General features: G+C 48.8%; 24 protein-coding genes. 11 read left to right on the top strand and 13 right to left on the bottom strand.

The genetic code is table 11. From position 1 onward, the window contains the following. Window positions 1-12: 12 nt before the first annotated feature. The 7 genes from OL236_RS03835 to OL236_RS03805 form a co-directional block, all read right to left on the bottom strand. Window positions 13-354, bottom strand: coding sequence for a DUF1492 domain-containing protein (locus OL236_RS03835; protein ID WP_265071392.1), 342 nt, complete (start codon window positions 352-354; stop codon window positions 13-15). 83 nt (window positions 355-437) lie between these two features. Continuing rightward, window positions 438-656: a hypothetical protein gene (locus tag OL236_RS03830; RefSeq protein ID WP_265071391.1), complete on the bottom strand. Its 219-nt coding sequence runs from the start codon at window positions 654-656 to the stop codon at window positions 438-440. Beyond that, a complete protein-coding gene (locus tag OL236_RS03825) occupies window positions 653-2,002 on the bottom strand; it encodes a DEAD/DEAH box helicase (protein WP_265071390.1) in 1,350 nt (449 codons plus the stop codon). Before OL236_RS03825 ends, OL236_RS03830 begins: the two co-directional genes overlap by 4 nt. Beyond that, window positions 1,992-2,264, bottom strand: a complete 273-nt coding sequence (locus OL236_RS03820) for a VRR-NUC domain-containing protein (protein WP_265071389.1) — start codon at window positions 2,262-2,264, stop codon at window positions 1,992-1,994. Before OL236_RS03820 ends, OL236_RS03825 begins: the two co-directional genes overlap by 11 nt. Window positions 2,265-2,497: 233 nt before the next feature. Continuing rightward, window positions 2,498-4,777 (bottom strand): phage/plasmid primase, P4 family, encoded by a 2,280-nt coding sequence (locus tag OL236_RS03815; RefSeq protein ID WP_265071388.1) that lies wholly within the window; start codon window positions 4,775-4,777, stop codon window positions 2,498-2,500. Then, entirely contained in the window at window positions 4,768-5,175 is a 408-nt protein-coding gene (locus OL236_RS03810) for a DUF4406 domain-containing protein (RefSeq protein ID WP_265071387.1), read from the bottom strand. Before OL236_RS03810 ends, OL236_RS03815 begins: the two co-directional genes overlap by 10 nt. Before the next feature lie 131 nt (window positions 5,176-5,306). Then, a complete protein-coding gene (locus OL236_RS03805) occupies window positions 5,307-5,987 on the bottom strand; it encodes an ORF6N domain-containing protein (protein WP_265071386.1) in 681 nt (226 codons plus the stop codon). A gap of 155 nt (window positions 5,988-6,142) precedes the next feature. On the opposite strand from OL236_RS03805, the gene OL236_RS03800 reads away from it, so the two are divergent. Next, on the top strand, window positions 6,143-6,556 hold the full coding sequence (locus tag OL236_RS03800) for a peptide deformylase (protein WP_265071385.1): 414 nt from the start codon (window positions 6,143-6,145) through the stop codon (window positions 6,554-6,556). A gap of 26 nt (window positions 6,557-6,582) precedes the next feature. Beyond that, on the top strand, window positions 6,583-7,212 hold the full coding sequence (locus OL236_RS03795; protein ID WP_265071384.1) for a DUF4163 domain-containing protein: 630 nt from the start codon (window positions 6,583-6,585) through the stop codon (window positions 7,210-7,212). Between the two features lie 47 nt (window positions 7,213-7,259). On the opposite strand, the gene OL236_RS03790 is transcribed toward OL236_RS03795, so the two are convergent. The 5 genes from OL236_RS03790 to OL236_RS03770 all read right to left on the bottom strand — a co-directional run bounded on the left by OL236_RS03790 (window position 7,260) and on the right by OL236_RS03770 (window position 11,879). Continuing rightward, window positions 7,260-9,197 carry a DNA polymerase gene (locus tag OL236_RS03790; protein WP_265071383.1) on the bottom strand — a complete coding sequence of 646 codons (1,938 nt, stop codon included), beginning with the start codon at window positions 9,195-9,197 and terminating at the stop codon, window positions 7,260-7,262. A 55-nt stretch (window positions 9,198-9,252) separates the two neighbouring features. Next, window positions 9,253-9,810 carry a DUF2815 family protein gene (locus tag OL236_RS03785; RefSeq protein ID WP_413777384.1) on the bottom strand — a complete coding sequence of 186 codons (558 nt, stop codon included), beginning with the start codon at window positions 9,808-9,810 and terminating at the stop codon, window positions 9,253-9,255. A gap of 1 nt (window position 9,811) precedes the next feature. After that, complete coding sequence (locus OL236_RS03780) at window positions 9,812-10,939, bottom strand: DUF2800 domain-containing protein (RefSeq protein WP_320109808.1); 1,128 nt, start codon at window positions 10,937-10,939, stop codon at window positions 9,812-9,814. Beyond that, window positions 10,939-11,190: a hypothetical protein gene (locus OL236_RS03775; protein ID WP_265071382.1), complete on the bottom strand. Its 252-nt coding sequence runs from the start codon at window positions 11,188-11,190 to the stop codon at window positions 10,939-10,941. Before OL236_RS03775 ends, OL236_RS03780 begins: the two co-directional genes overlap by 1 nt. A 143-nt stretch (window positions 11,191-11,333) precedes the next feature. Beyond that, window positions 11,334-11,879, bottom strand: coding sequence for a hypothetical protein (locus tag OL236_RS03770; RefSeq protein ID WP_265071381.1), 546 nt, complete (start codon window positions 11,877-11,879; stop codon window positions 11,334-11,336). 734 nt (window positions 11,880-12,613) lie between these two features. Between OL236_RS03770 and OL236_RS03765 the strand changes: the two genes are divergently transcribed. From OL236_RS03765 to OL236_RS03725, 9 genes are all read left to right on the top strand, one after another. Beyond that, entirely contained in the window at window positions 12,614-13,120 is a 507-nt protein-coding gene (locus OL236_RS03765) for a helix-turn-helix domain-containing protein (RefSeq protein WP_265071380.1), read from the top strand. Further along, window positions 13,098-14,030: an ImmA/IrrE family metallo-endopeptidase gene (locus tag OL236_RS03760; protein ID WP_265071379.1), complete on the top strand. Its 933-nt coding sequence runs from the start codon at window positions 13,098-13,100 to the stop codon at window positions 14,028-14,030. Before OL236_RS03765 ends, OL236_RS03760 begins: the two co-directional genes overlap by 23 nt. Window positions 14,031-14,068: 38 nt before the next feature. Continuing rightward, window positions 14,069-15,559: a class I SAM-dependent DNA methyltransferase gene (locus tag OL236_RS03755; RefSeq protein ID WP_265071378.1), complete on the top strand. Its 1,491-nt coding sequence runs from the start codon at window positions 14,069-14,071 to the stop codon at window positions 15,557-15,559. Next, window positions 15,556-16,098 (top strand): restriction endonuclease subunit S, encoded by a 543-nt coding sequence (locus OL236_RS03750; RefSeq protein WP_265071377.1) that lies wholly within the window; start codon window positions 15,556-15,558, stop codon window positions 16,096-16,098. The genes OL236_RS03755 and OL236_RS03750 overlap by 4 nt, the downstream gene beginning before the upstream one ends. Further along, a complete protein-coding gene (locus OL236_RS03745; RefSeq protein WP_265071376.1) occupies window positions 16,095-17,195 on the top strand; it encodes a restriction endonuclease subunit S in 1,101 nt (366 codons plus the stop codon). The genes OL236_RS03750 and OL236_RS03745 overlap by 4 nt, the downstream gene beginning before the upstream one ends. Window positions 17,196-17,239: 44 nt before the next feature. Continuing rightward, entirely contained in the window at window positions 17,240-18,235 is a 996-nt protein-coding gene (xerA, locus tag OL236_RS03740) for a site-specific tyrosine recombinase/integron integrase (RefSeq protein WP_265071375.1), read from the top strand. A gap of 38 nt (window positions 18,236-18,273) precedes the next feature. Continuing rightward, window positions 18,274-18,942 carry a restriction endonuclease subunit S gene (locus OL236_RS03735; protein WP_265071374.1) on the top strand — a complete coding sequence of 223 codons (669 nt, stop codon included), beginning with the start codon at window positions 18,274-18,276 and terminating at the stop codon, window positions 18,940-18,942. Then, window positions 18,929-22,288 (top strand): DEAD/DEAH box helicase family protein, encoded by a 3,360-nt coding sequence (locus OL236_RS03730; RefSeq protein WP_265071373.1) that lies wholly within the window; start codon window positions 18,929-18,931, stop codon window positions 22,286-22,288. Before OL236_RS03735 ends, OL236_RS03730 begins: the two co-directional genes overlap by 14 nt. Before the next feature lie 101 nt (window positions 22,289-22,389). Further along, window positions 22,390-23,283, top strand: a complete 894-nt coding sequence (locus OL236_RS03725; RefSeq protein ID WP_265071372.1) for a BRO family protein — start codon at window positions 22,390-22,392, stop codon at window positions 23,281-23,283. A gap of 243 nt (window positions 23,284-23,526) precedes the next feature. On the opposite strand, the gene OL236_RS03720 is transcribed toward OL236_RS03725, so the two are convergent. Next, the gene (locus OL236_RS03720; protein WP_265071371.1) at window positions 23,527-24,204 is read right to left on the bottom strand and encodes a type I restriction-modification system subunit M N-terminal domain-containing protein; all 678 of its coding nucleotides are present in this window, start codon (window positions 24,202-24,204) and stop codon (window positions 23,527-23,529) included. Window positions 24,205-24,214 lie beyond the last annotated feature (10 nt).

The following is a 24,214-nucleotide window of genomic DNA, read 5'->3' as shown; positions in this document are numbered from 1 at the left end:
CTCTTGTGCAGTCTAGTGCATTTCCCTGTCCTTTTTCAAAAATTTTTCTACATCTTCCAGCGCCTTGCCGTGAATCTTATGCACCCATCGCACGCTGACATTCAGTTCGGCTGCGATTTCCTCCCACGATTTAAAGCTGTGGTAGCGTCGCTCAAGAACGGCGCAGGCTTTTGCGTCCTCGACCTGCCAGATTGTATTCATAATCTCAAGTTTCAGAGTCACCAGACGGTCGATGTCCGCATTGATTTCCGCTTCTGTGTCCGCGAGCCGCACAATGATGCTTTCCATCTTCTGATTGTTCGGACTCGGACTCTTCGGCATATTGCTGATGACCGCGCTAACGTTCGTTGCCATATCATGCAGCTACGCCACATAGGCAAGCTTGTCATTGATGCGCTGGTCGATATTCCGCGCCTGCGCCAAGTACTCTTTTGCCGTCATTCAGACTCCTCCTCCAGCTTTTCGAGCAGAAGCTCGCCGTCCAAAGCCGTCAGCTGACCGAACCATGCGGAACGGAAGAACCGCTCTGTTTCCCTGCGCATCTTGAGCGCCATGACATCTCCGGCCTCCTTGGCGAGTTTCACCCTCGCCCGTCGATAATCTTTCACCGCCTGCTCGATGACGGCGTTCGCCAGATTCTCGTATGACCGTATCATCTGCTTTTCACCTCCGCTTTTACGGCGTCAATCAGAGCCGCCTGCGTCTTGTCCTTGTGTTCGAGTGCTTCCATAACCTTCTCATCCATCGTCCCAGCAGCAACGATGTGATGAATAACCACCGTATCCTTCTGCCCCTGCCGATAAAGACGCGCATTTGTCTGTTGATAAAGCTCTAAGCTCCATGTCAATCCAAACCAGACGAGAGTTGAACCGCCAAACTGAAGATTGAGCCCGTGCCCCGCACTTGCAGGATGGATGACGCCAAGGAGAATTTCTCCCGCATTCCACGCTTCGATATCCTCACTCGACCGAATTTCACGCACAGACAGGCGCGATTGGATGCGCTCAAGATCGTGCTTGTACCAATAGACGATGAGGACAGACTTCCCATTCGCACTTTCTGCCAAATCTTCCAGAGCATCAAGCTTTCGGTCGTGGAGTCGGATGACTTTCCTACCATCCGCATAGACTGCTCCATTCGCCATCTGAAGCAGCTTGTTGGAGAGCGCTGCTGCGCTGACAGCGTCAATCTCTTCGTTTTCGACTGCGATGACCATATCTCGTTTCATATCGTCATAGAGTTTTCGTTCACGCGCATCCAGGGCGACAGGCACGATATTCGATATGAGAGCCGGCATTTTAAGATATTCTATGGCGCGCATGGAAACGGTGATATCTTCGATGCGTCGATAGATGGCATCTTCCGCGCCTTCACGCAGCTTGTAGCTGAACACCATCTGCTGATTCCGTTTGTCTGGAAGGAAATAAGCATCGCGGTAATGGGAGATGAATCTTCCAAGTCGTTTTCCCATGTCCAGAATCCGAAACTCTGCCCAGAGATCCATGAGACCGTTCGCCGATGGCGTGCCCGTCAATCCAACGATGCGTTTGACTGACGGACGCAGTTTCATAAGCGCACGAAACCGTTTTGCCTGATAAGATTTAAACGAGGAAAGCTCGTCGATGACGATCATGTCGAAGTCCATGGGCATATTGCTCTCTTCGATCAGCCACTTCACATTCTCACGGTTGATGATGTAAACCTCGGCATGTTTCAGCAAAGCCGCCGTGCGTTCCTTTGCCGTCCCCATAACCACGGAAGCGCGGATGTTTTTCGTATGCTCCCATTTTGCGATCTCCGACGGCCATGTATCCCGCGCCACACGCAGCGGGGCGATGACGAGCACCTTGCCGATTTCGAAGAAATCATGCAGCAGTTCTTCGAGTGCCGTAAGCGTGACGACCGTTTTGCCAAGCCCACAGTCCAGAAATATCGCCGCTTCTTTGTGTGAGAGAATGAATTCCTTGACATACGTCTGATAGAAATGCGGTTCATAACGCATCAAGAATCCCTCCGATCTGTTCCTTTCCGTCAACCACGAACACTTTGAAACCAAGTGCACGCAGTTTGTCGATACACCGTACCTGCAAAGGGCGCGGACTTTTGCCGAACGCCTTGAGTTCCATGAAGCACATCTTCCCGCCCGGCATGAGCACAAGCCGATCCGGCACGCCCACATATCCCGGAGATATGAACTTCAGTGCAAGTCCGCCGTGCGATTCTATGTACGTTTTAGTGAATGTTTCCAAATCACGCTCTCGCATTGATATTCCTCGCTTCCATAGGTGCATAGTGACAGTAGTGACAGTTGCCGCCTATATCTTTATATATATAAATATTTTTAACTTTTCTTTCTTCCTGACTTTTCTTTTTTCCCTATATATAAAAGATAAAAGAACTGTCACTGCTATCACTCACGCTTCGTAATCCCAATACTGACAAGACTTTGCGCCAGTGACAGTTTTTCGCTTTTCCTGTCACCGGACGATCACTGCTGTCACAAAAAATCATCCTCAGGCTCATTGTAATGCGTCGTGTATTCACGAAGCGCATCTTCCGTCAAAATCAAATCCTTATAAACGCTGCCGTAACTTCGCCGAACGGTCATGGCGCTGAAATCTGTACGGTAATACCGAGCCAGCGTGGCTCTAAACTCCCGCGCCGTCTTGGCGTAGCCGTTGTTGTTGTCCCTGCACCAAACCTGATAAATGCGGTAGACTTTCCCTGTTGTGACCTCGCCGCATTTTGCTCCCTCGGGGCGCTTCATCATGCATTCCGCATGGAAAGCAAGCACCGAATTATTCTCGACCATGTATGCTTCCCTTGCTTTTATGACGGATTGCGGTTCCGTAAAGCGGTAGCCGTTTTGAATGACCATCTGCAGAGCATGGACGGCCTTACGGACGATTCCCTCGCGCTCTGCATAAAGCTTTTCGCCGAGATGCCTGTCCTGCTTTTCCAGAGGGATGGCATTCTTGCAATGCACCTGCATGATGCGTTCGTGAACCCACTGCCCGTCGTCACCGCCAAACCTCGGCAGCTGATTCATGCAGAACCAGAACAGCCCATTGAAGGTGAACTCGAATCCGTTCTGCCCCTTGAATTCTGCAAAGATACTGTCCCCACCCGTGCATTTCTTGAAGGTCTTGAGTTCATCTACGGTGATAAAGCTCATGTCCGAACTTCCTGCAAGCCGCATACCGTAAATCAGCCCCGTGCCGAATCGCGCCTCGATCTCGCGAAGGTCGATGCCAATGTAATTTCCTCGCCCGAGCAGCTGCTCCACCAGACATTTGAGCCGGGATTTTCCCGTATCTCCTGCACCGTACATAAAGAGCGCCTTCTTCATGCGCCATCCCTTGACGTTGGAAAGACACGCACCGATGAATTCGAGCAGCAGACGCTCAATTTCCGCATCCCCGTCCGTAAGCGTATGCATGAAAGCGTCGAATGCAGGCGTTGCAGTTTCTTCGTCCGACCATGCGCACGGAATCTGTATGGTGGAGAGAAGATCGGGCGCGTGTTCCGTCAACTCCATCGCGGCGAGGTGCAGAATGCCGTTTTGAAAGTTGATGATGTCCTCGTCTGCATTGAGGTCAGAGTCTTTGATGTAGTTCAAATCCGTTGTGAGGATGCGGAAAGCCTCGTCCACTTTCCGCATCTCGATAAGTTCTGCATCGTAGGACGCAATGCAGTTCTTGATGAGTCCCTTGAGCATATCATCCGCATAGAGACGGTACACGCCGCCTTCATAAACGTAGCGCAGAACGCCATGCCGTGCGCTGTCGCGGACAAAGATGTAATGTAGATTCTTACGGATGTAGTCCGCCAGCGCCGGGCAACTGATGAAGGGGATTCCTTTTGCGTTGAAACGAATGAATTTCGGATGCTCCATCGCTGATGCATGGAACACGCCGTGACAGGCTTCAATTCCCGTACGAATGGTCGCCGCTCGATAATCCTCACGCTCCCATTTTTGCCGATAAAGGGCAGACTGGCGAAAAACGGCATCAATCAGCGCCGCATCATCTCCCGTCCGAAAAGCGATCAAGGCACAGAGTGCTGCATCCGCTTCCGACGCGCTACTGTACTCCGTGATGTCACCGCGATCGAAGAGCCGCTCGAACTTTCCGCCGTTTTTCGCTTTTCGCAGAGAGCAGACAATGTCGAAAACGGCGCGGTCACCATCCTCCTTCGATATCCAGTTCACGGGCTTCTTTCGCAGCATATCCTTCCGCAACGTGGTAAGCACGGCTTCCGTCCCGTCGGCGAACGGCACGTCATGCACAACATCGCCCGTAAATACGGCAAATCGGTTGGTCAGCCCTCCGATGTAAAGTTCCATGCCATTATGCGGATTCTTGACATAGAACTTCGGATCGAGCTTTTCCTCGCCCTTCTCGTTTTTCTTCTTCGGAATGCGGTCATAGTCACAGCAGCCGTAAAGATGGATGCCGTTTCCGCTGACCGATTTTTCGGCATAAGTTTCATGCCTGCGGATCTGCAGCTGCACCATAGCATCAGCCGCATCCCTGTGGTCAATGTCGAGGAAGTACATCCCTTTCGGGATAATGAACCCCACTCCGGCATAGGATGATTCCTCAGCCGCCCGCCGCGCTTCCTCGAATGTCACCCAACTTGCCCGATAGGCATGATTCACACCCGTGATGCCGCCGCCCGCAGCACAAGGTTTCTTCTTTCGCTTGCCGTCTTTTTCGATGTACTTCCAGCAAATCCAGATTTTCTTTTCCTTGAGGTTGGCGATGGTCATTCCCATACGACCTCCTCACATTTCGTGCTGAAGCAGCGAATCGGCAGACGCAAGACTCGCGCCTTGTCAATCTCACACTGCATCCCCTCGGTAATCTCCGCGCCGAACGCCCAAAGTTCGCGGCATTTGCGCAGGAGAACGAAGTTCATGCGCATCGCAAGCGCACGATCCTTTTTCTCTGAAAGAAACTGCGGAAAAAGAAGATGCGGCGCAAGCGGAATGCAGCCCTTCCGCACGGCGAAGCGGCAATACTCCCGTGCTCGTCGAATATTGACGGACGGATTGCTTCGGTACGCCGAACAAACATAGATGAGCGGCAAATAGGCGTTCTCGCAGTTTTCGATGTTCCTCATCGCCTCGCCCGCCGTCGGATCCGGATAATGCGCCTCATTGAAATATAGCATGACGTCACGCTCCCTGTTCACATGATGGTTTTTAGCATAAAACCCCAAAGAAATCCTCAGACCGATTGGCTAGGTTTCTGTAAGGGCACCGCACAATATCCACAAAGTGGGCGTTTGTGCGTGCAGTTCACTCAGCTTCTAAAAACTTCCTGCAGCACATCGACATGATAGGTGTTCACCATGCCATACTTGGCATCATATTCTTTGCCGATGTGGTAGCCTTGCTTTCTGGACATCTTCGAAGCTTTGCGCCCAAGAGATGCTGCAATTTCCCGGCTCACGCCCCGAACCCCCGTGAGATTGGCATAGCCGATGATTGTATAATGCTGCTGGTCGATGGTCATCTGCTTGGATTCGACCTCCATAAGCCGCGCATCCACCTTGTCAAGACGAGCATTTGCAGCCTTGATCGCCTTCGCCTGCTCTACGAGTCTCTGAACAGTATGCAGAAGAACCTCCTCCGGCATCATGTTCTTGACGGGATTGAAGTAGCTTTCTTCCAACTCCTCAAAGACATCCCATGCACGATTCGTCCCCAGCATTTTGCAGTGACGCGCCGCTCCCCGCTTCGTCCAGAGATAAATCGCAGAGGCGAACTTGCTCACAGGCAATCCGATATTTTCGGACTGCCTCTTGAAGTCCTTCAATTCCGTGCCCTCAAGGCGGAAGTAGTGCGTGCCTTCCTGAAAGCGGTCTTCGTTGTTCTTGAAATTGTCACTGATGTTCCGACCTTCACAACCATACGCCTCCGCAAGCTGCTCCGTGGTCATCACCCGCACTGCATCATGCTCCAAAACCTGCAAATCATTCATAAGCGATTCCCTCCAATACATGGTCAATTCGTGATGATGGGGAACGTTCATCCCCCTCTCAAAAGAGGGCGGACAGAAAGAGGCATATTGGTCACCACGTGCAGGAAATTTTATTTATCTAAGCGAATACATCAAACAACGAAAGGGTGAAACAGATGGTACGGCCAATCATCACGGATACTGTATTTCTCGCGCAGCCATCGGAAAAAGCGGCAAAAGCTGACCTTTCCCTTGCGAACGATCTGCTTGATACCCTCAAGGCGCATGTCGGACACTGCGTAGGCCTTGCCGCCAACATGATCGGAGCGCGGAAACGCATCATAGCTATATGCATAGGAAAATCCCATGTCGTGATGCTGAATCCGGAAATTACAAAAACATCCGCCAAGCAATATGAAACAGAAGAAGGCTGTCTTTCCCTCCTTGGACAGCGAAAAGCGATACGGTATGAGTGGATTGAAGTCACTTACCGCAACATGAAATTTCACAAACAGAAAGATACATTCTCCGGCTTTACGGCACAGATCATCCAGCACGAGATTGACCACTGCAACGGGATATTGATATGAATAAGGAGTGATGAGAAATGAAATGCTTGAAAAAGGTTCTGCTTCTTTTTTCGCTGCTCACTTTTCTCTGCTCATATGCATCTGCGAGTGTGGGCACCGGCACTGACAGGGCTGTTAATTATGAAATGCACTATCCTATTGTGTACACGGAAAATGCTGTCGCTCAAAATAAAATCAATTCGGATTTATATAGATATATTGAGAAGTTCCGAATCGACTATCGAAACGGAGAATTTATCGATGGAAAATTTACATATGAACTCCGATTCGAGAATGCTGACTATGTTTCTTTAATCCTTCATGATTACCGTTGGAGGGGAGGAGTACATGGGCATACTATACATACTGGTCTCGTATACAACAAACACTCAGGTGAAAAAGTCCCTTTGCGATATTTTATCCACTTAGTTAATGAAGATTTCAGTACACTTTTCGATTTTCCACTCTACAACGAGAAGAATAAATTCCTCAACATAAAATCAAGGGTGCCTTACCGAGAATGCGATCATACCATCCCGGACGACTATTTCTTGTCTGGAAACGGTACAGTTTCACTGATTTTTCAAGAGTATCAAAGGGCTGCCTTTTTTGAAGGCATGACTTACACGCCCATTGAGCCTAAATGGATTGATTACTTCAATCGGAAAAATCCATGAAAGCCCCCATGTGTTCGGACTGTATGTATATGCAGTCCGAACACTTTTTAGTCTTTCCGATAAAAATCACACTCATATCCGTCAGCTTTCAGCGGCAGTTCTCTCGCCCATGGTGGATTCTCCGCCATGATGGAGCATATTTCTTCGACCGATGAGATGCCTTTCGGCACTTCAAGCACGATTTCATCATGGACATGCATCACGATGGAGAAACCTTCTTTCCGCAGTCGCTTCATTGCAAAGACGAGCAGATCGCGTGCCGTCGCCTGCGTGATGTTTTCCACAAGTTTGCCTCCGAACGTCTCGATACGCTCCCACTTTCTCCCAATCCCAAGACCTTCATAGGTGACGGACTCCCCTCCAAACCGATTCTTGCCCATGCGCGGCTTTGCATATGCCAAATTCCTGCCGCTTGGCAGCCGGATGAACAGGATGCCGCTCTTCCATGCACAGCGAATGCCGTGCGTTTCCACAGGTGTGCGATGCCGCACGCAATTTTTGACAGCGCGATCCACATCCCACCAGAACCGCACAATATGAGGATTCGACGTGCGCCACAAATCCACAAGCGGTTGAAGTTCCTCTTCCTTCATGCCGGATTCGACTGCGCCCATGGCAATGAGCGCGCCGACAGAGCCGCCGTAGCCACAGCTCAAAACCGCCTGCTTTCCTTTCTGACGAAGTTCCGCATTCTCACCATGCTTTTCCACCTTGCAGTGAAACATGCGCGATGCCGTTTCGCAGTAAATATCTCCGTTCTTTCTGAACACGTCCAGCACCCATTGTTCGCCTGCAAGCCATGCAAGCACCCTCGCTTCGATTGCAGAGTAGTCCGCGACGATGAAACGCGTACCAGGACGCGGAACAAAAGCCGTGCGAATCAGCTGTGAAAGCACATCTGCCGTACTGTCATAGAGCATATCCAAAAGGTCGAACGAACCGTCTTTCACGAGCGTGCGAACCTCTGTCAAAGGCGCGATATTATTCTTCGGCAGATTTTGCAGCTGGATGAGCCGCCCTGCGAATCTCCCCGTTCGGTTTGCTCCATAAAATTGAAACAGGCCGCGGGCACGATGATCTGCGCACATGACCGACTCCATCGCCATGTATTTCCTGACGCTTATCTTGGCGAGTCTCTGCCGAAGTTCCAATACTTCCCGCACATCTCCCGTCGCCGCCTTGAGCATCTCCGCCACTTCGCTCTTTGCCAGAGATTCCGTTTGTATCCCCTTCCCGCGCAGCCAGTCCATAAGCTGCAGCGGAGAGTTTGGATTTTCAAGCCCTGTAAGGATTTTCGCCCTCGCAAGACAGAGCGACTTGCTGCGCTCGTCGCAGCGAATTGCCTGCACTGCAAATTCCGCATCTACAGCAATGCCACGGTCGTTGATTTCCTGGTCTATGACGTAGTTTTCCCACTCGCTCTCCGGCACAGGAAACTTCTTCAATCTTTCCTGAATCGCCATTTCCGTTTCCACATCGCGTTTATTGTATGCTTTGAACATCTCCCACTTCTCCGAAGCATCCGCAGGCAGATTGCACGTCCTGCCGCCGTTGCTTTTTGTCGCTTTACAAGGTGTGCAGAAATAGCGGACAAGGTCCTTGCCCTCTTCCATCTTCTGTCGTTCAAGACGCAGCACAGCTCCCACATCCTTGAGGGATAAGGGCAGGCCAAGCGTCGCCGCCCAAACCATGGAGCATCGCCATGCGTTCGGCCGCAGTCTGACGCCAAGGTATCGCGACAAGCACACACGCTCAAACATGGCATTGAATGCCCATTTGATGACACGATCATCCGTCAATGCCGCAAGAATCTCTGCCGGAATCGTTTCCCCATTTGCCAAATCCACGACATGCACCGTTCCGCCGTCTGCGGCATAACCGAACAGCAGGACTTCAAAATCTTCCGATGCCGCATACTTGTAAACGCCTGCTTTGGCGAGCAGCACACTGGAAAATGTTTCGATATCTATACTGATGGATTTCATATTCGCCCTCCCATAAAACAGGCAGCGGCTCTCACCGCTGCCCATCCCTATAGACTTAGTTGAGGAAGTCCTCTTCATCGTCGTCGACACTTGCAAAATCCGCAGCGGCGGTCGTGCGGCCGCCGAGCGGTTCGCCATCCTCAAGTTTCTGAATGTTCCCCAAGCCGCAGGCGATTCCCTTGTTCCCGTTGCTGTTAAACGCATACAGCGTGATGCTCACACGCGCATAGCAGCCGGAATACACCTCATCGCGATCCAGAATCGGCTGCACCTTGCGGTCGACAATCTGCGGAGCCGTCCGGGAGTTTGCGTTGATGAAATAGGCGTCCTTGTAGTTTTCGTCCTCAGGACGTTCGACGTCACCATCGCGCAGCGGCAGCTTGATCAACGCCTTGTTCGGCTTTTTGCCGCCGAACTTGCCGATTCCCGCCTCGATGGCGGCATCCACCGCCGCCTGAATCGCTCCGATGGTCGTCATGTCCGACTTCGGAATGATGAGACTGACGGAGTATTTCTCCTCACCGCCATTGATGGATGCCGGCTCCCATACGTTCGCATAGGAAAGGCGAACCTTGCCCGTGATAACCTTCGTGTTAAGGTTTTTCATAGCCATGTTAATTTCCCTCCATAATATCTGTAAATTCGGCCTGTGCATTACCTGCCTGAATTGCCGGACGTTTATCTGAAAGTGGCACGAGCGCCGGCTTTCCGGGCGGTTTTACAACAAGATTGCCAAGAATCTCCATGAACGCTTTCTTTCCCATCAGCTTTTCCATTTGTGTCAGCGTAATGAGCTTCTTATCGAAGATGTCCGTATAGCCTGCGGCTTCCGCCGCTCTTGCAGCAGAACTTTCATCTTTGTACTTGCGAACAGAGCGCCCCTCCACGACCTTGAAGCCCTTCCATCGCTTGCCATGATTGACTGCCGCATCTGTCGCATAGGCGAGAATAGCGTTCGCCCACTTGATAAGGTCGGGGATTTCACTGAGGACTTCCTCGATTTCCTCGTCCGTAATGAGCGGCGGAAGCTTGAATTCCTCTCTTGCCATGCGCAGCTTTGCCTCCGCACGCGCCCGGCAGCGAGCGGAGGCACGGCAAAACGTGCACCACACACCTGCGCAGAATTCTCCCTCTCCTGCATAGGCGAGCCTTGCCTTTTCTGCAAGCTCATCTTTTGCCCATCGCAGAAGTTCGTCTTTCGTGAGCGACCATGTGCATACATTCTCCCTGCGCGGTTGGAAGATGCTCATGGAAACGGTTCGGATATCATAGACTCCGTCGAGCAGTTCCAATGCGCCGAGCGCGTAAAGCATCATCTGTGGATTGCGCTCCGCTTCCACGAGCACGCCCATGCCGTACTTGAAGTCGATGACGCAGAGCGTATCTCCTCCGACGATGATGCAGTCCGCCGTCCCGAAAGCTTCCGGCACATAGCGCGTAAGGTCAAGACGCTGCTCGACAAGCGTCATCGGCGAGGGGATTTTCCGCATCTGTTCCTGCACGAATGCGACATAATCATCCGAGCAGCGCTCCATCTCTTCATCCTCGAAATCCGAATGCGGCCGCTTGCTGCGCAGATGCAGAAGCTTGCGCAGCTTATGCTCGCAGAGCGCGTGCGCCGCCGTCCCTTCGGCGGCAGCCTTGCTTGCAGCAGAGGGAAACTCTCCCTCAAGCCGCGCGGACGGCGGGCAGTTCATCCACCGAAGTGCTGCCGACGGCGGCAGCAGTGCATGTGCCCCCATCAGAGCGCCTCCGCTTCTTCGCGCATCGCAGCGTAATTTTCGTCCGGGATATCGCTCAAGCGTTCCGCGCCATACTTCGTAATCAGCGCCTTGACCGCCTCCCGCTTTCCCGCCGCACTCTTGCGCACGAGAACGGCACGCACCTCTTCGAGTCCTACGCTTTTTGCAGGCTCGCTGCTGTGCGGCATCGCCTTTTCCAGCGCATCGGCTGCATCACACAGCACCTTGGGCAAGTCTTTCAAATCAACCATTAGAATCAGTTCCTTTCAGCAAAATCTTCTTTGCGGCATTTCTAGCAATCAGACTGATTGCCATCAGCACGGCTGCGATTTCTTTCTTTCGCATCACTTGTTCCCCCCTTTCACTAGAGGGCGGACAGAAACCGGCGAAATGGTCACCACATTCCCAATTTTTTTCGGAGAAGGGCGAAAAGTTTTTCTTTTTTCTTACGAATACTCATCTTAGACTTGTAGCCGAGAGCTTTTGCGATGGTGCGCTCGGATTCTCCTGCTTTGATTCGTTCAAGCAAATCCCGCTCTGCAGGAGTAAGCTCCTCCATCGCTTCAGCCAGCTGCTCCAACATGATCTTTTCAATGCAGGAATCCTCCAGATTGACGGAAAGCCGTTCGTCATCCTCCATAAAGTTGATGGAGGATTCTAAAAATACAGGCTGTGTGCAATGTTCGCAGTCATGGTCACAGGCATTTTCCCAATCCTTATAAATGCAAAGGCTCTTCGCCCGTATCTCCTGCTTCTGCTCGCGCCATGTCGTACGCATATACTCGCGATACACATCCTCCGTCACCGGAATCATCACGACTCTTACCCGACGATTGCCAACCATACGCCATTTGACCGTCTTTCGATCAATGTCGAAATCCCGAATCATTTGGGAATCGACTTCCAGCGGAATGAAATAGTCTTTGATGGTGTCGCTCATAGTTTTGCCTTCCTTTCGTTCTTGCCGAACGGCGGGATGCAAAACTACGCATGGGCTTCTATCCGAAAATGGGCGTAAAGAAGCACGGTGGGAGCATAGAGCTACTGACAAGCTCGTTACCTGTCAGCATCCCTATCCGCATCCCGCCGTCCTATGGCCATCTTGGACAACAGATTGACTACTTAGGGAAACCGAATTTGATTTTTCCTATCACCTCCTTAGAAATCTTTCTACATAGAAGCGCATACATATGAAATGCCCTTGTGCTCACTAAGGCTTCGCTATTATTCTTCTAAATAAAAAACGACAGCGAGATACCGATAACTGGTCGGTACCCGCACTGTCGTCTGGCGCTCTCGCGGATAAATATTTATTTCTCGTAACAATGAGAGATGTTCATCGTCTTGTCGGCATTCGCTGTGATTCTCGTAACGCAATGCTGACGACGAATCTCAATAAGTCTATCATCCTTACTCTTGTCAAAGACACGCTTTTTGTCCAAATTCCGCACCTCTTCCATTCCTTCGCCGACTTTCCGAAACACTCTCATAGAATTCCTCCCCCAATGTAGATTTTTATTGACAAATGCCTACTATTTGTGGTAGGCTGTGGTCAAATAAAAACTCGCGCTTTCTATTGCACGAGCTTGACCATCAATCATTCAACCATTACATATTACCACTATTTGTGGTCATTGTCAACATTATTATCACACTTATCGAAAGGAGGCTATCATGGGTTTAAAACTGGGCGCTTACATCAAAGATGAACGGCGAAACAAAAAGATTTCTGCCAAAAACCTCAGCACCAGGACAGGAATATCCAAATCTTACATCGACTATATTGAGTCTGGTGCGCGAGAACCGCAAGTGGATATGCTTGCAAAGATCGCGGTTGTCTTGGATGTCCCCTTGGAAACAATGGTCAATATTCAAAAAAGGGAGCAAATAGAATCCGCTATCACGAAACTTAAGGTCAGTGATGTGAAAGCCAACGACGATGAAATTCGCGCTGTAGCAAGGACGGCAAACAGCAGTCAGTTCATCGATGCGGCCGCTCTTGCCAAAACGCAGGCTGCTTTCCGCGCTACGGAAGACGATAGCACCATTGCCGATTTCGTACAAAATCCCAAGCTAAAAGCCATCGTCAAAGCTGGAGCCACTTTGACGGACGAAGACTTGGAGAAGGTAAAGAAAGTCATGGAGTCGCTTTATCCTGATGCCTTTTCCAAGCAGCAGTGAACGTGCACTGCGTATTTTCTGCAGCGCTCATCAATTCCTCCGTGAGCATGATATCCGTTGGCTCCCGGTGAATCCGGAGGATATCATCAACCAGCACCACAATTGGGAGCTCAAGTACGTCCATCAACTTGCCCACGAAATTGGTGAAAACGAGCAGCATGTCCTAGACCACGTCATGCGCAGTCAAGACGGGCTGTCAATGTACGATGTAAAGGCAAACAAGTATAGAATCCTCATCAATGCTGCCGATACTATACCTCCTGGCCGGCTGCTTTGGACGAAGCTACATGAGATTGGGCATATATACTTGGGACATCTGCGAGACAACCATCTGACAAAAATCGTCAAATCAGAGCTTCCGCTGGAACTGTACGATCAGCTGGAATTTGAAGCAGATATGTTCGCCGGGGAGGTGCTGGCCTCAAAGTGGCTGATGCGCAGTCTCGATGTGTATGACGAAAAAGCCATCACTATGATCTGCGGCATTTCTGATAAGGCGGCGCAGAACAGATATGTCAAGGCCACGGAGGATTATCAATTTATCCCAACCAATGTCATTCTGACACAGGAGCGATTTGCCGATTACTGCAAGGAAATCACGGTCTGCATGGACAAGGATGATATATTGATGCCAGAGTTTATCTCGCAAAATCAACCACGTCCCAAGTATATCAAACCCAAGGCAAGATTTCTGCGGCATCCCGACGAATGCCCCTACTGTGGCGGACGGCACAGCAGCAGTGCGAACTACTGCCCTTACTGCGGCACGGTTCTGAAGCCATCACCAAAGAACTCAGAAAACAAACCATGCGGCAATCGTCAAAAATGTGATACTGTTTTCTGCGAACAGTGCGGCGCGATGGTTTTCCGTATCAGGCAGGGCTTCTGCTTTGAACAATGTGAACTCTAATGAAGCGTAAACTATGTATATAAGTTAGGAGGAAGGCGTTGATTACGGGCGAACTCAAAAACAAAATCGACAGCATCTGGAATGATATGTACTCTTACGGGCTGGCGAATCCTTTGACCGTCATTGAGCAGCTTACGTATCTTTTTTTCATTAAGTCTTTAGATGATGTTGAAACAGATAATGAAAAGAATGACGCTCTCTTGGGCATTGCGAACGGCAGACGAATATTCCCCCAAAACGACGAAGGACAAGCCATGCGGTGGCATATCTTCCGAGACAAAAAGGCCGAGGAGATACACGAAATACTGGGGACGAAGGTGTTTCCCTTCATTAAAACCTTGAAAGGAGAACCAAATCCTAGGGAAAAAGACAGCCGCAAGAGCGCCTATGCCCGCTATATGCAGGACGCCACCTTCGCCCTGCCGAATCCTCTCATCACAGAAAAAGTCGTCACCGCCATTGATGAACTTCCGTTGAAAGACAAAGACCTCAAGGGCGATCTCTACGAATATATGATCGGCAGAATCCAGACTGCCGGGCGCATCGGACAATTCCGCACGCCGCGCCACATTATCCGGATGATGGTGCGCATGATGAAGCCGACGCTAAAGGATTTTATCATAGATCCGGCCTGCGGCACAGGCGGCTTCCTCGTGGGAGCCGGAAATTTCATCAAGGAGCATTATGATTCTCAGCTACGTACCAACCGGAAAATTCGTGACCATTTTCAAGATGAAATGTTCACAGGCTACGACACCGACCAAACCATGCTCCGAATCACGGCCATGAACACCATCCTTCACGGCATGGACAATGCGAATATTCGTTTCAACGATTCCCTGTCGAAAAACAACACCGACGCAGATCAATACACTCTCATCCTCGCCAATCCCCCGTTTAAGGGATCGCTGGACAACAATACCGTAGCGGCCAATCTCATATCGAAAGTTGATACGAAGAAAACAGAGCTGCTTTTTGTGGCGCTTTTCCTGCGATTGCTTGACGCAGGAGGCCGTTGCGCTTGCATCGTCCCGGATGGAGTCCTCTTCGGATCGTCCAGGGCACATAAGGATTTACGGAAAGAACTGGTTGACAACAACAAACTCTCAGCGGTCATCTCCATGCCATCTGGCGTTTTCAAGCCTTATTCCGGGGTATCAACAGCCATCCTCATTTTCACCAAGACAGGTTCCGGCGGTACGGATGACGTTTGGTTCTATGACATGAAATCCGACGGATATTCGCTCGACGATAAGCGAGATGATTTAGGAACAGGCGGCGACATCAATGATATCGTAACGCGTTTTGAAAATCTTGATGCCGAAAAAAGCCGCAGCCGCACCGACCAGAGTTTTATGGTGTCGGCGGAGGAAATCCGGCAAAACGGTTATGACCTGTCCATCAATAAATACAAGAAGATTGAGTATACGCCTCTGGAGTATCCACCTGTTGCGGAGATTATGCAGGACATTCGAGGACTTTATCACAAATTGGACGATGTTCTGACACGGCTGGAGGAGCGACTATGAAACTCAATGAAATTGCTACCATAACGATGGGACAGTCCCCAGATTCTGCATCTTATAATATTGTGCGCGAAGGTATTCCTTTTTTTCAGGGAAATGCCGATTTTGGAAAAGCACATCCAAATGTAAGAGTTTGGTGTTCATCCCCTAAAAAATATGCCCATAAAGACGATATTCTAATTTCTGTACGTGCTCCTATCGGCGCATTAAATGTTGCAGATCAAGAATGTTGCATAGGGCGAGGTTTAGCGGCAATACAGGTTGTTTCATTAAAATGCCTGAAAGATTATATATTTTATTTCTTGAGTAGTCGTGTGCCTGAACTAAATGCAAAAGGAACAGGGAGTACATTCAAAGCTATTTCAAAAGGCATACTTGAGAATATTGAAATCCCGTTGATTTCTTTAGAAGAACAGCGAGAGATTGTGAAAAATCTGGAGGACATAGACCAAGCGATTGAGATGTGCAATCTTCTGACGGAAAAGACTGAGGATCTCGTCAAATCACGGCTTGTCGCTGACTTTGAGGAGGTGGCGGCATGAGCCTGTCAACATTGGCGGATGCGTGTAGCTCGATGTCATCAAATATCGCCCAAAAAGATTTAGTGGGTCACAAAGGACAATATCCCATCTATGGGGCAAGTGGACTCATTGGGTTTGTAAATTTTTATAAGCAGGAGCAGCAATATATAGCCGTGGTCAAAGACGGAGCTGGCATCGGGCGTGTGTTTTCTTTGCCACCGTATTCCTCGGTTATAGGCACAATGCAATATCTGCTACCCAAAGATAGCATTGATGTCAATTACCTCTATTATGCAGTACAATTCATGCATCTTGAAAAATACTACACTGGATCCACGATTCCACACATTTATTTTAAAGACTACAAGCATGAGCCGCTTAACATCCCATCCAGAGATAAACAGCAAGAAATCTCAAGCATATTGATCCTAGTCGATAAAGCGATAGACACACTCCACGCACAAATAGCCCATCTTGAAGAGCTCGTAAAGTCACGGTTTGTAGAGATGTTCGGTGATCCTGTGACGAATCCGAAGGGGTGGGAAATTGCGCCGTTATCGGATATGGGGGACTGCAAAAACGGCATGAATTTTCATAAGGGGGAAAACGGTGTTGAATTACATTGTCTAGGCGTCGGAGATTTTCAAAATTTATCTATTATTGATGATACATCAACACTTCCGATCGTTTCACTCAATGATAAGCCTTCTAAAGAATATCTATTACAGAATGAAGATATTGTCTTCGTTCGCTCAAATGGCAATAAAAATCTGGTGGGACGTTGTTTGGCTGTTTATCCCAACGAGATACCAACTGTGTTCAGTGGTTTTTGCATACGCTTTCGACTTGCCGATAAAGAGCGGTTGACTATTAGTTATCTGTTGCAGGTTCTCAAACACGAATCAATGCGACATAGAATGACTGGCAGAGGTGCCAACATACAGAATCTCAATCAACAAATTCTGTCAGGATTATATGTTCCACTTCCTCCCCTCGACCTACAAAACGAATTTGCCGCCTTTGTCGAACAGGCCGACAAATCGAAATTGGTAATCCAAGAACTCTTAAAAAAGCACGAATTACTGAAAGAAGCCCTACTGCAAAAGTATTTTGGTTGATTAAATCTGTGGCGTCAGTGGTCGGTAGAAAGAGGTAATTCAATATGAAAGAGCATCTGATGACCGAAATCATGCAAGGAATGCTCCCTTTTTTAGATAACGCCCAAATGGCACACCTTCAAACGGTGTTGACACGATGCTTGATCGACAAAGAAATCATTGATTGCCCGAGGACAAGCGATCCTATGGACACGGTGACCAACGACGAACTGATTGCCACGTTTATCGCTGCCAAGAAGGTGGAAGGATGCAGTGAAAAAACTATCCGCTACTATCAGACCACTCTCCGCAAGGTGTTGGATAGCCTCGAAAATCACGTCACCCATATCACCACAGATGATTTACGGAAATATCTGTCAGACTATCAAGAGAAGCATCAGTGCAGCAAGGCGAATATCGATAATATCCGGCGCATTCTCTCTAGTTTTTTTGCCTGGCTGGAGGAAGAGAACTACATCCTTAAAAGTCCGGTGCGTCGCATCCACAAAATCAAGACGGCTAAAGTTGTCAAAGAAACTTACACGGACGAGGCTTTGGAGCAAATGCGGGATAATTGCACCAATATCCGAGATTTAGCTATGATTGATCTCCTGGCTTCCACGGGAATGCGTGTTGGTGAATTGGTAAGGCTCAATCGCGCTGATATCGACTTCGAAAGCCGGGAGTGCGTCGTATTGGGGAAAGGCAGCAAAGAGCGTCCCGTGTACTTCGATGCACGAACGAAAATTCACTTAAAAAATTATCTGGACAGCCGCTCGGACGATGACCCGGCTCTCTTCGTCTCTCTTTTGAACCCCCATCATCGTTTGCAAATCAGCGGCGTAGAGATTCGCCTCCGAAATATGGGGCGTATGCTGGGAATCCCAAAGGTACATCCGCATAAGTTCCGCCGTACCCTAGCCACGAAAGCCATCGATAAAGGTATGCCCATCGAGCAAGTTCAGCAGCTCTTAGGTCATAGCAAAATTGACACCACGATGGAATATGCTATGGTCGATCAAAACAATGTGAAAATCTCGCATCGCAGGTACATCGCATAGGTTTCAAATCACGGTTTATAGAGTTGTTCGGTGACCCTGTGACGAATCCGAAGGGGTGGAAAATGGGTTTCCTTAGTGAATGTTTACAAAAAATCGAAAGCGGAAAGAGTTTTATATGTGATAGCAACGAACGGCAAGGAACATCCCCTGGGCTACTCAAATTAAGTGCTGCAACTTATGGCGTATACAACCCTCAAGAAAATAAAGCTCTTCATTCAGATGCTGATTTTGTAAAACAAGCAGAGATTCATGCGGGAGATTTATTATTTACGAGAAAAAATACACCTGACCTTGTCGGAATGTGTGCTTATGTTTGGCAAACTCCCGAAAATTTGATGATGCCAGACTTGATTTTTCGATTGATTCCTAACAAAAACATTCATCCGATCTTTCTATGGAAGCTAATCAATCACGATGTATTCCGTCCGAAAATCAAAAAACTGGCTACGGGTTCAGCGCAATCTATGTCAAACATATCGCAAGAAAGACTAAAATCCCTTGTTGTATTTGTCCCTCCCCTCGACCTACAAAACGAATTTGCCGCCTTTGTCGAACAGGCCGACAAATCGAAATTTGCTGTTTTGATGCATCGACAAATCTCGCTAAAAACCGCCCTGCTATCAGCAATGTTTTCATCGTATACAAATTCGGACAGACGGATTTGCAAAAGTTTACATCGAAGGAGCGTAGAACATGACGAACTTTGACTTTTTGAAGAAGGAAACGCAATTTGCAGCCTTTGCCGAGGCCTGCATTGAGGCAGAAAAGTCTATCTCTGTAAGCCCTGCACTCTCTGCTCTTGGTGTCCGAAAAAGTGCGGAACTTGCCGTAAAATGGCTCTATTCCGTAGATGATACTTTGCGTCTCCCCTACAAGGATAATTTCTCAGCCCTCGTATATAACCCATCCTTCACAGACTCTGTCGATAATAAAATCCTAAATTGCCTTCGCTTCATCATTAAACTTGGAAATTTCTCTGCACACACGAATAAGCAAGTTACATATAAAGAAGCCATCCTTGCTCTGGCAAACCTGTTTGAATTTGTCCAGTTCATCGACTACTGCTACGGCAAATCCTATACGGAACGTGCCTTTGATGAATCCATTTTAGCTGCTGACAAAAATCAGTCCATTTCAAATAAAGAGTGGGAAACTCTCAAGGATGAACTTTCCCAAAAGACCAAAGAGCGTGAATCCTTGGCAAAAGAAATGTTCAACCTCAAAGCAGAACTTGCCGAACTTCGCAAAAAGAATGAAGTGACACATACATTTGCAGTATCCGCTGCCGCCGCCAAGACCGAAGCGGACACCCGCCGCACCATCATCGACGTTGACCTCAAGGAGATGGGCTGGACATTTGGCGAGGACTGCCTCACAGAGGTTTCTGTTAGTGGCATGCCTTCCACCGCCGGAGGAGGACGGGTCGACTATGTCCTTTACGGCAACAATCACAAACCTTTAGCCGTAGTGGAAGCTAAAAAAACGGGGATTGATGCCGAGGTAGGCAGAGAGCAAGCCCGACTCTATGCCGATTGTTTGGAGCAAATGACGGGGCAGCGCCCGCTGATCTTTTATACCAACGGTTATACCACATGGTTTTGGGACGACACGAACTATGCCCCCCGCAAGGTTTATTCCGTATTCGCCAAGAGGGATATGGAACGCATCATGAATCGCCGAAATCAAAAAAAGCCATTCCGTCAACTCGCGATCAATGACGACATCAGCAATCGCCCCTATCAGAAAATTGCCATCCAGAGGGCTTGCAATGAATATGGCAACAACAAGCGAAAGGTTCTGTGGGTAATGGCTACCGGATCTGGCAAGACTCGGACAGTTATTTCGCTCATCGACGTACTCTTGGCGCACAACTATATAACCAATATTCTTTTTCTCGCCGACCGTATAGATTTGGTGCGGCAGGCGAAAAAGGCATTCACCATGCATATGCCAAATCTCTCCACCTGCAATCTTTTAGAGCGTGGCGATGACAAGCCCACCGATCGGGCGATTTTCTCTACCTACCCCACCATCATGAACGCCATTGATGACATGAAAACTGCAGACGGGCAAAAGCTTTTCACGCCCGCCCATTTCGACCTCATCGTCATCGACGAGGCACACCGCAGCATTTTCAAAAAATATCGCGCCATTTTCGAGTATTTTGACGCCTTGTTGATAGGTCTTACAGCTACTCCCAAAACGGACGTCGATCACAACACCTATGATTTTTTCGATTTGGAAAACGATATGCCAACCTTTGCCTATGAATATGAAGAGGCTCTGGCAAACAAGTATCTTGCAGATTACCACTGCATTGAAAAACTCTACAGCATTCCCACCGAGGGCATAAGCTATGATAAATTATCGCCAGAGGACAGGGAACGCTATGAGGATGCCTTTGACGAGGATGATGATATGCCAGAATTTATTTCTTCCTCAGAGATGGATCGTGTGTATTTCAATGCGAACACCACTCAGCGAGTCCTTACGGAGATAATGTTAAAGGGGATAAAGGTGGACGGCGGCGACAAGCTAGGCAAGACCATCATCTTCGCCAAAAATCACAACCATGCCGATTTTATCAAGAAGCAGTTTGATAAACTCTACCCCGAGTACAAGGGACGTTTTGCACGAGTGATCGACAACAAGGAAAAGTATCGTAAAAAGCTATTGGAGGATTTTGAAGACAAAGACAAGTTCCCGCAAATCGCCATCTCCGTAGACATGCTGGATACAGGCATAGATGTGCCGGAAATTCTCAATTTAGTGTTTTATAAGCCCGTATTCTCAAAAGCCAAGTTCTGGCAAATGTTTGGGCGCGGCACAAGGCTCTGCGCAGATTTATTCGGCCCTGGCGAAGACAAAAAAGAATTCTATATCTTCGATTACATGGGAAACTGCACCTATTTTGCCAACAACCCCAAAGGAAAAGAAGTCGATGGAGTGACATCCCTCTCTGAACTCACCTTCAGTTTGAAGGTGAAGATGATGAAGGAACTGCAGGCAATAGAATACCAACAGTCCGATCTAATAGGCTACCGAAAGGAACTGGTAAGTGAAGCTGTGGAAGCCATTTCTGCCTTAAATTCGCTACAATTCCAAGTTCGCCAAAACCTTGAATATGTGGAGAAATTTTCTAGCATAAAAGCATTTGAGTGCTTGGAAGTAATATCTTCAGAGGAACTCGTGCACAACATCGCCCCGCTGATTCCTGCCGTGAACGAGGATGAATCAGCAAAACGACTGGATGTAATCATGTATCGCATGATGCTTTCTAGGGCGCAGCACGATGATAAAGCATTTGACGGATATAGCAAGAAAATCCGTCTGATTGCCGTGAAACTCTCTCAAAAAGCCACCATACCAGACGTGATTAAGGCCAAGGATACGCTGACGGCGATCTCGACCGAAGAATTTTGGCCAAACGCCAGCATTATAAAGATCGAGAGTATTCGCAAGGAACTGCGAGGACTCATGCAGTATCTGAAGAAAGAAATGAAGCTGAAAGAAATCAATATCACGGATGCCGTTATCTTTGAACGCGAAGGGGAACGACTAGGAACGGGCAACACATTAGACGATTACTACGAACGCGCCTCCCGCTATGTGAAGGAAAATGAAAACACCCCCGTTCTCGTAAAACTGAAGAATAATCTTCCTCTTGATGACAGCGACATCTCTATCTTAGAAGAAATCTTTTGGCACGAAGTTGGCAGCCAGGAAGAGTATCGAAAAATGCTCCCGGAAGAAACGCAGGATATGCCTTTAGGAAAATTCGTCCGAAGCCTTACAGGACTCACACAGGAAGCAGCGCAAAAAGCCTTCTCTGCATTTCTTGACGAAAGCGTATATAGCGAAGAGCAAATCGGTCTCGTAAAGTGCATCATGGATTGGTTGGTACAAAACGGCACAATGGATCGACAAGACCTCAGCGACAGTGAAAACCTTGGCGGTCTTTCCATAGGCGAAGTTTTCGAGCCAAACATGATTAAAAACATCCTCGCCGTCATCGATGGCATCAACACCAATGCTGCACCTAAGGCAGCCTAGCATGTACGGAGCAAAAATCATGCAAAAACATCGATTGACAAGGTGTCCAGAAAAAGGTATGTATTTCCGACTCCCAGCCACTCAGGCAGAAAGGCTATGCCATGAAAGAGAACACATGCAACGAAAATCTCCAACTTTTTGAAAATCAACCTATCCGCACCGCTTGGAGCGAAGATGAAGAGGCGTGGTATTTCTCCATCGTTGATGTGATAGGCGTGCTGACAGAAAGCAAGAATCCAACAGCGTATTGGCGAAAACTAAAACAACGACTCAAAGAAGAGGGAAATGAAACCGTGACAAATTGTCACGGTTTGCGATTGAAAGCCGCTGATGGCAAACGCCGCCTTACGGATGTCGCCAACACTGAGCAGCTTCTCCGCCTTATCCAGTCCATTCCATCAAAAAAGGCCGAGCCGCTCAAGCTCTGGCTGGCACAGGTGGGACGAGAACGCATTGACGAAACCCTTGACCCAGAACTTATCGCCGAGCGACTGGTATCTACCTACGAGCATAAAGGCTACACACGGGAATGGATCAACCAGCGGCTCATGGCGATCAGCGCCCGCAAAGAACTCACCGACGAATGGAAAGAGCGCGGCGTCAAACAAGGAAAGGAGTACGCCATTTTAACCGATGAACTCACTCGCGCATGGAGCGGAATGACCACCCGTCAGTACAAAAATCTGAAAGGGCTCAAAAAAGAGAGTCTGCGCGACAACATGAGCACCACGGAACTGGTGCTGAATATGCTGGCAGAAACCGCGACCAGGGAATTTTCCGCTGCCGAGCAGCCGCAAGGTTTTTCTCAAAGTATTTCCGTAGCCAAGCGGGGCGGCAAAGTAGCCGGAAATGCTCGGAGAGCCATCGAAAGTGAAACAAGGAAACCGAGCATCACGAGTAAGAATGCCTCGGAGCTTAATCATGTGGTTACGCAGATGATTGAGGTGAGCGCAGATGCAGCAATATCGGAAAATGATGTGAAGGACAACGAATAGATTGCAAACTTTCAGGACATATGTTCAGCCGCCACGCCAAAGGGCACAGTTTCCTTTTGCGCCCGATTCTGGCGATGGTACATCATAGCGTCACGCTGTACATATGTCCTCACGCCTTACAGAAACCTGCATTCACCTCGTTCTTACATTTTAACGATAGAATACCCTGAAACGATAGCTTTTTCTATCGTTTCAGGGTATTCTATCGAACCGACTATTTTCGTCTCCCACTCTAGATTCCATCTATGCTGCCTTGCCCGAATAACCTGTAAAACCTCCGAATTCCAGTGATTTCAAGGCACTTCTGCGCCATTTCAGGTGTATCATTCTCGCGGTGCTTTTGTCGTAAAGCGTCCACTTCTTCGTGAGGCTGGGCTTGATGTCCCCAATGCCAATCAAGCGGGCAATAATGCGGGAGACTTCGCTAGGGGTATAAAACTGGCCCTTGCTCTTGCCGGACTCTTGGGCGAACTTCATCATGAAATATTCGTAGGCGTCACCGATGATGTCATCGCCGCTGGCGCGATTGCTCTTGAATTCAATGGCAGGATTTTCGAATATGGCGATCAGTCCGGACACCTTGTCCACCAGTTCCTTGCCCGTACCAAGTTCGTCCGGGTTATTGAAATTGACGTCCGGCAGAGCGCCGGAAAGATGGTTGTCCTCCAAGAACTTCTGGAGGATTTTATCCACCGTCTCCGCCACATTAGGTGTGTATTTTGCCTCAATGAGTTCATCGAAGGACGCGCCTTGGTTTACCGTAAAATCGGCGCGCCGCTCCCCTTTGTATCGGTCGGACACATATTTGAAAAACAGCAGCACAAGAACATAATCCTTATAGCGGGCAGGCTCCACGCCTCCCCGAAGTTTATTGCAAGCCTCCCATAGGAGCGAATACAATTCTGATTTTTTCACAGCCATAACCCTCTTA

Source organism: Selenomonas sputigena (assembly GCF_026015965.1).
Classification (GTDB): Bacteria; Bacillota; Negativicutes; order Selenomonadales; family Selenomonadaceae; genus Selenomonas.
This window is presented reverse-complemented; position numbering and strand designations above follow the sequence as displayed.